Origin of the sequence: Kitasatospora sp. NPDC057198 (assembly GCF_042670125.1) — a bacterium.
Classification (GTDB): domain Bacteria; phylum Actinomycetota; class Actinomycetes; order Streptomycetales; family Streptomycetaceae; genus Kitasatospora.
Map to the genome: position 1 here is coordinate 1 of NZ_JBHUWH010000333.1, position 8897 is coordinate 8897.

Annotated in this window: 7 protein-coding genes; 1 reads left to right on the forward strand and 6 read right to left on the reverse strand. The window is 75.0% G+C overall.

The genetic code is table 11. From position 1 onward, the window contains the following. Positions 1-77: 77 nt before the first annotated feature. The gene (locus tag ACFUEL_RS28870) at positions 78-1760 is read left to right on the forward strand and encodes a beta-1,3-glucanase family protein (RefSeq protein WP_380239705.1); all 1683 of its coding nucleotides are present in this window, start codon (positions 78-80) and stop codon (positions 1758-1760) included. 184 nt (positions 1761-1944) lie between these two features. Here ACFUEL_RS28870 and ACFUEL_RS28875 read toward each other — a convergent pair whose 3' ends face one another. The 6 genes from ACFUEL_RS28875 to ACFUEL_RS28900 form a co-directional block, all read right to left on the reverse strand. Beyond that, positions 1945-3441: an MFS transporter gene (locus ACFUEL_RS28875; protein WP_380239706.1), complete on the reverse strand. Its 1497-nt coding sequence runs from the start codon at positions 3439-3441 to the stop codon at positions 1945-1947. A gap of 382 nt (positions 3442-3823) precedes the next feature. Continuing rightward, positions 3824-4690, reverse strand: a complete 867-nt coding sequence (locus tag ACFUEL_RS28880) for a Rieske 2Fe-2S domain-containing protein (protein ID WP_380239707.1) — start codon at positions 4688-4690, stop codon at positions 3824-3826. Between the two features lie 112 nt (positions 4691-4802). Then, the gene (locus ACFUEL_RS28885; RefSeq protein ID WP_380239708.1) at positions 4803-6146 is read right to left on the reverse strand and encodes an NUDIX domain-containing protein; all 1344 of its coding nucleotides are present in this window, start codon (positions 6144-6146) and stop codon (positions 4803-4805) included. A gap of 410 nt (positions 6147-6556) precedes the next feature. Beyond that, positions 6557-7015, reverse strand: a complete 459-nt coding sequence (locus tag ACFUEL_RS28890) for an SRPBCC family protein (RefSeq protein WP_380239709.1) — start codon at positions 7013-7015, stop codon at positions 6557-6559. 49 nt (positions 7016-7064) lie between these two features. Continuing rightward, positions 7065-7235: a hypothetical protein gene (locus ACFUEL_RS28895; RefSeq protein WP_033251563.1), complete on the reverse strand. Its 171-nt coding sequence runs from the start codon at positions 7233-7235 to the stop codon at positions 7065-7067. A 101-nt stretch (positions 7236-7336) separates the two neighbouring features. Continuing rightward, positions 7337-8897, reverse strand: a 1561-nt coding sequence (locus ACFUEL_RS28900; RefSeq protein WP_380239710.1) for a PP2C family protein-serine/threonine phosphatase, incomplete at its 5' end; no start/stop codon positions are given.

The following is an 8897-nucleotide window of genomic DNA, read 5'->3' on the forward strand; positions in this document are numbered from 1 at the left end:
GGGCGCGGCCGGCCGCCCCCCCCACCCGCCCGGCCGGCCGCGCCCCTCCGCCCCGCCCCGAGAGGACTCCCCCACCCATGACGCCCCGTCACCAGGCGAAACCCTCCCGCCGCACCCTGCTGACCGCCGCCGCGCTCGCCCTGCCCGCGAGCTACCTGGCGCTCGGCGGCGGCAGAGCCCAGGCCCAGACGCCCGCGACCCTGCCGCTCGACCTCGCCAACACCACCGGCAGCAACACCGTCTACGCGTACGTGGTCGGCCGCGACCCGGCGGCCGGCGGCGGCTGGGCGTTCCTGCAGGCGGACGGCTCCAGCCTGTACCACCCGCCGAACCCGGCCAACGACCAGACGCCGCTGGGCGCGGACTGCGCGATCGCGCTGAACGCCTCCGGGGCGGCGCCGCGCCGGGTGACCCTGCCGCACCTGGACAGCGGCCGGATCTACTTCTCGGTCGGCGCCAAGCTGACCTTCCTGATGAACCGCGGCGGCGGCCTGGCCCTGCCCTCGGTGGTCAACCCGACCGACCCGAACATCGACGTCCGGCACGACTTCTGCGAATTCACCTTCAACAACGACCAGTTGTTCGGCAACATCACCTTCGTCGACATGGTCTGCCTGCCGATCGCCTTCCAGCTGGAGGTCTCCGGCGGCGCCACCCAGACGGTGCGCGGCCTGCCCTCCGACGGCCTGGCCCGGGTCGCGTCCGCGCTGCGCGCCCAGTCGGGCGTCGACGGCTCGGACTGGAGCCGGCTGGTGGTCAACCGCTCCGGCAGCGACCTGCGGGTGCTGGCGCCCAACCTGGCGATCCGCGGCAACGGCGCCCTGTTCGGCGGCTACTTCGAGCCGTACGTCGACCAGGTGTGGAGCAAGTACGCGGGCACCGACCTGCGGATCGACACCCAGTACACCTGGGGCACCTTCACCGGCCGGGTCAGCGGCGGCACGCTGAACTTCCCCGGCGCCGGGTCGTTCGCCAAGCCGTCCACGCTGGCGATCTTCTCCTGCAGCGACGCGCCGTTCACCACCGGCAACGACCTGATGGGCAACCTGAGCGCCCGGCTGGCCGCCGCGTTCAACCGCACCACACTGCTGAGCAACCCCGTCCAGCCGACCAACGAGAACCCGGCCGCGTTCTACACCCAGGCCCGCACCAACCACTACGCCCGGATCCTGCACTCCACCACGCCCGACGGCCTCGGCTACGCCTTCCCGTACGACGACGTCCACCCGGCGGGCGTCGACTTCGAGGGCAAGGTGCAGTCCGGCGCGCCCACCCGCTGGGTGATCACCGTCGGCGGCCTGGCGGGCGGCGGCGGTGGTACCCCGACCCCGACCCCGACCTCCGGCGGCGGGGGCGGCAGCGCGTTCGCCACCGTGCAGGCCGAGTCGTTCACCGCCCAGTCCGGTGCGCAGACCGAGGCGTGCTCGGACACCGGCGGCGGCACGGACGTCGGCTGGCTGGCCAACGGCGACTGGCTGCGCTACTCCCTCGACTTCGGCTCCACCGGCGCGACCCGGATCGACGCCCGGGTGGCGTCCGGCGCGGCCGCCGGGGTCAGCGGCCTGGTGCAGGTCCGGCTGGGCAGCCCGACCGCCACCCCGGTCGGCAGCTTCGCCGTCGGCAACACCGGCGGCTGGCAGTCCTGGCGGACCGTCCCGGCCGACCTGGCCCGGATCACCGGCGCCCAGACCGTGTACCTGACCTTCAGCAGCGGCCAGCCCGCCGACTTCGTCAACCTCAACTGGTTCACGTTCTCCTGACGGCCCGTCAGGTGGCACGCGGGCGCCCCGTCCCCTCGCGGGAGGGGGCGCCCCGTCCCGTCCGCCGGTTCACCGGACGCCCCGCCGGGCGCCCCGATGGACGATCAGGCGCACGATCCGCGGGACGGCCCACCACGCCGCCCACCGCACGGCCTTCCGCAGGGCCCACCACAGGGGGAACATGTCAGGAGGCCCCGGCGTCGGCGCGCTCGACCTGGCTGAGCGGCGCCGCCAGCGACTCCAGGCTGCGGCGCTCGGCCCGCACTCCGAGGAACGCCTCGACCAGCCCGGCGGCCGTCATCAGGGCCGCGCCGATGCAGAACGCCAGCGTGGCGTCGCCGACCTCGCCGCTGCTGACCAGGCCGTTGAACAGCAGCGGCCCGGAGATGCCGCCCGCCGCGGTGCCGACCGCGTAGAAGAACGCGATGCACAGGGCGCGGGTCTCCAGCGGGAAGATCTCGCTGACCGTCAGGTACGCGGCGCTCGCCCCCGCCGAGGCGAAGAACAGCACCACCGTCCAGCAGGCCGTCATCCCGACGGCGCTCAGCGAACCGTGCTGGAACAGCCAGGCGGTGCCGAACAGCAGCACGCCGGAGCCTATGTAGCTGCCCGCGATCATCGGCTTGCGGCCGACCGAGTCGAAGAAGTGGCCGAGCAGCACCGGGCCGAGGAAGTTGCCGACCGCGATCACCGCGAAGTAGTAGCCGGTGTCGCCCGCCGGGACGTCGAAGAACTGGGTGAGGATCGCCGCGTACCCGAAGGTGATCGAGTTGTAGAGGAAGGACTGCCCGATGAACAGCGACAGGCCGAGGACCGTGCGGCGCGGGTAGGTGGAGACCAGGGTGCGGGCGATGGTGACGAAGCCGATCGGGCCGCGCTCGCGGATCCTGATCGGCGGCTCGTCCACCGGCGGCAGCGGCTTGCCGGTCTCGCGTTCGACGATCGCCTCGGCGTCCCGGACGATCTCCTCCGCCTCCTCGCCCTTGCCGTGCGTGAACAGCCAGCGCGGACTCTCCGGGACGTGCCGGCGCACCAGCAGGATCACCAGGCCCAGCACCACGCCGATGCCGAAGGCCAGCCGCCAGCCGACGTCGGTGGCGAACAGCGAGGTGTTCAGCAGCGCGATGGAGGCGAACGCGCCGAGCGCCGCGCCGATCCAGAAGCTCCCGTTGACGATCAGGTCGACCCGGCCGCGCACCCGGGCCGGGATCAGCTCGTCGATCGCCGAGTTGATGGCCGCGTACTCGCCGCCGATGCCGAAGCCGGTGAAGAACCGGCAGACGAAGAAGAACCAGGGCGTCCAGGACAGCGCGGTGACGCCGGTCGCGAGCAGGTAGACGGCCAGGGTCAGCATGAACAGCTTCTTGCGGCCCAGCCGGTCGGTCAGCCAGCCGAAGAACAGCGCGCCGCAGCAGGCGCCCGCCACGTAGATCGCGGCGGCGACGGTGGTGACCTGGGCGGTGCTGATCGCGATGCCGCTGCCGGGTTCGGCGAGCCGGGCGGCCAGGTTGCCGACGATGGTGACTTCCAGACCGTCCAGGATCCAGACGGTGCCCAGGCCGATCAGGATCCGCCAGTGCCAGGGCGACCAGGGCAGGCGGTCCAGTCTGGCCGGAACGTCGGTCTCGACGACGGCCGGGTCGCCCCCGGTGCCGACGGTGCGGTGTTGCTGTGCGGACATCTCGACCTCCGTCGTCCGGCGGTCCGCCCGGGACCTCCGGGCGTGCCGCGGACGCGTCTGCCCCGCCGGGCGCGGACCATACGTCGGCCCGGGGGCCTCGGAGCCGTGAAGGGCGTTCAGCAGCGCCGGGACGCCCGGCGGGCGGCGGCGGTGGCCGGGGACCGAACCGAAACGGTGCGGCACGGGACGTCGAGCAACCGCCCCGGGAACACCGCCACTGACCGCTTCCACCCACCCCGCCACCCCTTGCCGACCGACTCCGACCGCTCGGCCCTCTCCTCAGCCCCCCCCCGGGCGGCCGGGAGCGCACAACACCCACCCCCCGGACGCACCCCTGCCGCCCCCACCCCCGTCCCCGCCCTCCGACCGCTCGGCCCTCCGCTCAGCCCTCCGGGTACGGGCGGGCCTCCAGGCGGCCGGCCAGGACGCGGGTCTCGAAGCGCGGTTGGGCGGCGGTGGCGGGGCCGCGGGCCGGCTGGCCGTCGGAGAGCCGGAAGCGGGAGCGGTGCAGCGGGCATTCGAGGCAGCCGTCGACGATCTCGCCGCCGGACAGCGCGGCAGCCATGTGGGTGCAGCGGTCGGCGAGGACGGTCCACCCGTCGTCGTGGGTGCGGACCACGACCACGGGGACGTCTCCGAGCCGGCGGCTGACGGGGGTGCCGATCGGGATGTCGGCGGTGGCCCCGAGCGGCTGCCAGTCGGGCGGGGCGAGCCGGGGTTCGGCCTCGGCGTGCGCGGCGCCGGCGCCCTGGTTGTAGGCGAGGTGTCCGCCGAGCGCGGCGGCCAGGCCGACGGCGCCGGTGCCGGCCAGGCCGAGCAGTCGGCCGCGGGTCCGGTGGCCCTGGCAGCGGGCGCGCAGCGAGCAGGCGTGCAGCAGGGCGGCGGTGGCGGCCCCGGCGGCGTGCACGAGTCCGGTGCGGCGGTGGGCGGGCGGCAGCCGGGACCAGTCGACCCAGCCGGCCAGCAGGATCGGTGGGAGGGTGGCGAGTCCGGCGGCGGTGAGGCGGCGTACGGCGCGTTCGTCGCCGCCGGTCAGGTCGAGCAGGCTCGCGGCCGTCCAGCAGCCGATCGGGGCCTGGGCGAGTGCCGGGTGCAGCGGGTGGCCGAGCCACACGCCGTGCAGCACGTCCCGGGCGGGGCCGAGCGGGAGGCGCTGTACGAGGGCGGCGATCCGTTCCGCCGCCGGGTCCAGGAACGTCCAGCTCGCCGGGGTGTCCAGCCGGTCGGCGGCAGCGTGGTAGGTGTCCATGTCCTCGCGGTTGTCCGTCCCGCCTGGGGGCAAACGCCCGTCCGGCGGACGGAGCGGACGGAGCGGATCCGGTGGTTCGGGTGGTTCCGGTGGTTCGGGTGGTTCAGGTGGCTCAGGTGGCGAGCAGCGGCAGGTAGTGCTCCAGGTAGGGCGGGACGCGCAGGGCGGGGAGTTCGGTGAGCGGGACCATCCGGACGGCCTGTCCCTCGTCGCCGAGGCGCAGTTCGGCGTCGGGGCCGTTCCACTGGGCGTGCAGGACGCGGGTGGTGGGGTGGACCAGGGGGTGGTGCGGTCCGGGGAGGGGGCGGATCCGGGTGATGGTGATGCCGGCTTCTTCGCGGGTTTCGCGGGCGGCGGTCTCCTCGGGGGTCTCGTCGGCTTCCCGCAGGCCGCCGATCGGGGTCCAGTGGCCGGGCCAGGCGATGCCGGGGACGTCGTCGCGGTGGTGCATCAGCAGGCGGCCCGCGCGGTCGGTGACCAGGACCAGGACGCCTTCGAACTCGTCCTCGGGGCAGGGCTGTTCGAGGTAGAGGGCGCGGCCGGAGCGGTGGGCGCGGAGGACTTGCAGCAGCCAGCGGTAGCGGTCCGGGTCCATCCGGGTGCGCCAGTCGTGGGCGGTGGCGAAGCGCCACTCGGTGTGTTCGGCCGGGTCGAGCCGGATCCGGGCCTGCTGTTCGGCGGTGAGGACGCCGCCGTCGAAGACGTAGCCGCAGAACGGGACGGGGTGCCCGGTGCCGGCCCGTTCGTGCAGGACGGCGACCAGGCGGCGCCGGGAGAGGACCCCGGGGTTCTCGGCGGCGAGGTCGAGTCCGAGTTCCTCGCCGGTCTCGCGCAGCGCGGCGGCGAACGGCGTCTCGCCGGGGCCGACGTTGCCGCCGGGGATGTCCCAGACGTCCGGGTCGGCGGCGGAGCGCATCCCCAGGACGCGCCCCCGCGGGTCGGTGAGCAGCAGGCAGCTGTACGTACCGGGCCGGTCGACGGTGGTGAGGTGGCCGCCGACCGGGCGCCAGCCGGGCCGGGCCAGGCGTGCGGTGAGCCATTCGATCACCGCGCGCGGGCCCTCGTCGGTGGGCGGCAGCCGTTCGGGGTCGGCCCACCGGTGCGCGTCGTGGTCCGGGGCGGGGTGCACGGCGGTGCCGTCGGGGGCGACCGCGGTGAAGACGAACTGCCGGGTCCGCCGCCCGTGCCGGTCGGTGGTGTCCAGGTGCCGCAGGTACTCGAGCGGCAGGCCCGCGATCCCGGTCCGCCCGGCCAGCTCCCGGGCCGCGCCCGCCGGTGCGTCCTCCCCGTCGGCCAGGATCCCGCCGGGGTAGTCCCAGCGGCCGGGTGCCGTACCGGGTGCGGCGCGGCGGAGCAGCAGGATCCGGCCGGAGCCGTCGCGGACGAGTACGCCGACGCCGATCCGCCCGACGCCCTCGCGCCGGGCCAGGTCGGTCAGCACCGTGAAGTCGATCACCGGTCGGTCTCCTCCTCGCTCTCCCGGCCCCGGTCGGCTCGGCACCCCAAGTCGGCCGGGCAGGAGTGGAGTTGGCCTGCCGTCCGGAGCGGATACGGGTCGATCATGGCGGCGGCGGCGCACCGCCTTCAACCGGCCCGTCGCCGCCGGGAGCGGCCTTCCGCTCCCGTTCCGCCCGTGCGGGCCGGGGTGCGCGCCGTCCGGGCCCGCCGCCGTGGGCCGTCCCCGAATTCACCCGTTCGGCCGACCCCTGGCGAGCCCCTTCGCCCCCCGCGCCCCCGGACACGCCCCCGTGCCCCCGCGCCCCCGGACATGCCCCCGCGCCCCCGCGGCCCCGGACACGCCTGCGCGCCGCCCCGCTGGACGGTGCGGGGCGGCGCGCAGGTGGCAGAAGGGGGTGGCGGGGCCGGTCAGGCGGGGGTGATCCGTCCGCGCCAGCCGCCGTTCTCGACGCCGCGCTCCTCGATGAAGGACTTGAAGCGGTCGAGGTCACCGCGGACCCGGCGGTCGATCATGCCCAGCGCGTCGGCGGCGTGTTCGGCCATGCCCTGCGGGTCGTAGTCCATCGCCAGCCGGACCTCGCAGCGGCTGTCGTCCAGCCGGGCGAAGCTGACCACGCCCATCTGCTGGACGTCGCCGCCGACGGTCCGCCAGGCGATCTTCTGGTCGGGCAGCTGGTCGACGATCTCGGTGTCGAACTCCCGGGTCACGCCGGCGATCTTGGTGCGCCAGTGGTTGTGGCGCTCGTCGATCTGGACGACCTGCTCGACGCCGTCCATGAAGCGGGGGAAGTCCTCGAACTGCGTCCACTGGTCGTAGGCGGTGTGCAGGGGGACGTCCACCTCGATGGTCTCCTGGACCATGCTCATGCGTTCTCCTCCGATTCGTTCAGTGGCTCCGTACGGTGGCCGGGGCAGGTCACCAGCGGTACCAGCGGGCGCGTCGGCCGCCGGTCCCGGCTCCCCGGGCGATGAAGCCGATCAGCCACAGCACCAGCACGGCGAGCGCGATCCACCACAGCACCTTCACGGCGAATCCCGCGCCGAACAGGATGACGATCAGCAGGAGCACCAACAGCATCGCGAGCACGGCGGTCACCTCCTCGGTCCACGGGCGGCCGCCTGGCGGGGACGGTCGGCGGCCGCTGACCCGGTGCGGGTCTGCCGGGCGTCTGACCGGTTCGTCCCGGCTCAAACGTTCTGCCCCGGTTCGGTGGCGAGGACTTCGACGGCGATCAGGCAGGTGTCGTCGTCGGTGTCGGCGGTGCTGGCGTCCAGGGCGCGGTCGAGCAGGGCGTCGAGGTCGGCGGCGGGTTCGGCGAGCGCGCGGGCGAGGTGGTCGAGCGGTTCCTCGACGGAGCGGTCGCGCCGTTCGACCAGGCCGTCGGTGTAGAGCAGCAGGACGTCGCCGGGGCGCATCTCGAGGTGGTGCTCCTCGTAGTCGGGGTGCTCGGCGGCGCCGAGCAGGATGCCGTGCGGCATCGGGAGCGGGCGGGCGGTGCCCTCGCGCAGCAGGACGGGCGGGAGGTGGCCGGCCCGGGCCCAGTGCAGGGTGCGGGTGCCGGGGTGGTAGCGGGCGCAGATGGCGGTGGCGGTGGCGGCGTCGGTGAGGTCGGCGGTGGCCTGGTTGAGCCAGCCGAGCAGGCGGCCCGGCCCGGCGCCGGTGTAGGCGAGGCCGCGCAGCGCGTTGCGCAGGGCGACCATGCCGGTGGCGGCCTCGACGCCGTGTCCGGCCATGTCGCCGACGACCAGCAGCGCGGCGCCGTCGGGCAGCAGGGTGGTGTCGTACCAGTCGCCGCCGACCCGGTCGCGCTGCGAGGAGGGCCGGTAGCGGACGGCGGCGCGCAGTCCGGCGCTCTCCAGCGGGGGCGGGGCGGGCGGCAGGATGGCCTGTTGCAGGCGCAGCGCGAGCAGGTGGCGTTCGGCGGCCTCCTGCCGGGTGGAGGCGAGGCTCTCGGTGGTGGCGGCGAGCGCGGTCTCGGTCCAGTGCTGGGCGGAGACGTCCTGGAAGGCGCCGTGCACGGCGGCGGTGCGCCCGCTCGGGTCGGGGACGGGTTCGGCGACCATCCGGACGTAGTGGGTGTAGCTGCTGAGGTGCCGCATCCGGAACACCACGGAGTCCGAACGCCCGTGCTGAATAGTTGAGTTGACGACCCGTCGGACGTCCTGCTCGTCGTCGGGGTGGACGTGCGCGGGCAGCGCGGCGAACGGGACGGGGGCGGTGCCGGCGGGCAGGCCGAGCAGGTCGGCGGTGCGCGGCGTCCAGTGGATCTCGCCGGTGCGCAGGTCCTCCTCGAACCCGGCGAGGTGGCTGAGGCGCTGGGCGGTGCGCAGCAGCCGGTCGGTGCGGTCGTCGGCGCCGCAGGGCCGCCAGCTGACCAGCAGGTGGCCGGGCGGGGAGGCGAGGCGGGCGGCGGCGAACTCCACCAGGACGGGAACGGGGGTCTGGCCGGTGAGGAAGGTCAGGGCGAGGCTGTCGGCGCGCTGCGGGCGGCCGGTGGCGTGCACCCGCAGCAGCAGGTCGAGCAGGCCGTCGGCGCAGGCGCGCGGGTAGGCGGCGGAGAGGGTGCGGCCCTCGACGCGGTGCGGGGGGCGGTCGGCGGGGTCGGTGAAGGCGGCGTTGACGCGGACGATCCGGAAGTCGTCGGGCGTCCCGCCGGCGGGTTCGGGGGCGAGCAGCAGGGCGGGGGCGAGCGCGGCGTCCAGGGCGGCGGCGGGGTGCAGGGCGCCACCGGGCTGGACGGTCCACAGG

Bases quoted from the DNA above. Each gene is read 5' to 3' on its own strand.
- ACFUEL_RS28870 (WP_380239705.1), top strand. From the start codon at position 78: ATGACGCCCCGTCACCAGGCGAAACCCTCCCGCCGCACCCTGCTGACC.
- ACFUEL_RS28875 (WP_380239706.1), bottom strand. From the start codon at position 3,441: ATGTCCGCACAGCAACACCGCACCGTCGGCACCGGGGGCGACCCGGCC.
- ACFUEL_RS28880 (WP_380239707.1), bottom strand. From the start codon at position 4,690: ATGGACACCTACCACGCTGCCGCCGACCGGCTGGACACCCCGGCGAGC.
- ACFUEL_RS28890 (WP_380239709.1), bottom strand. From the start codon at position 7,015: ATGAGCATGGTCCAGGAGACCATCGAGGTGGACGTCCCCCTGCACACC.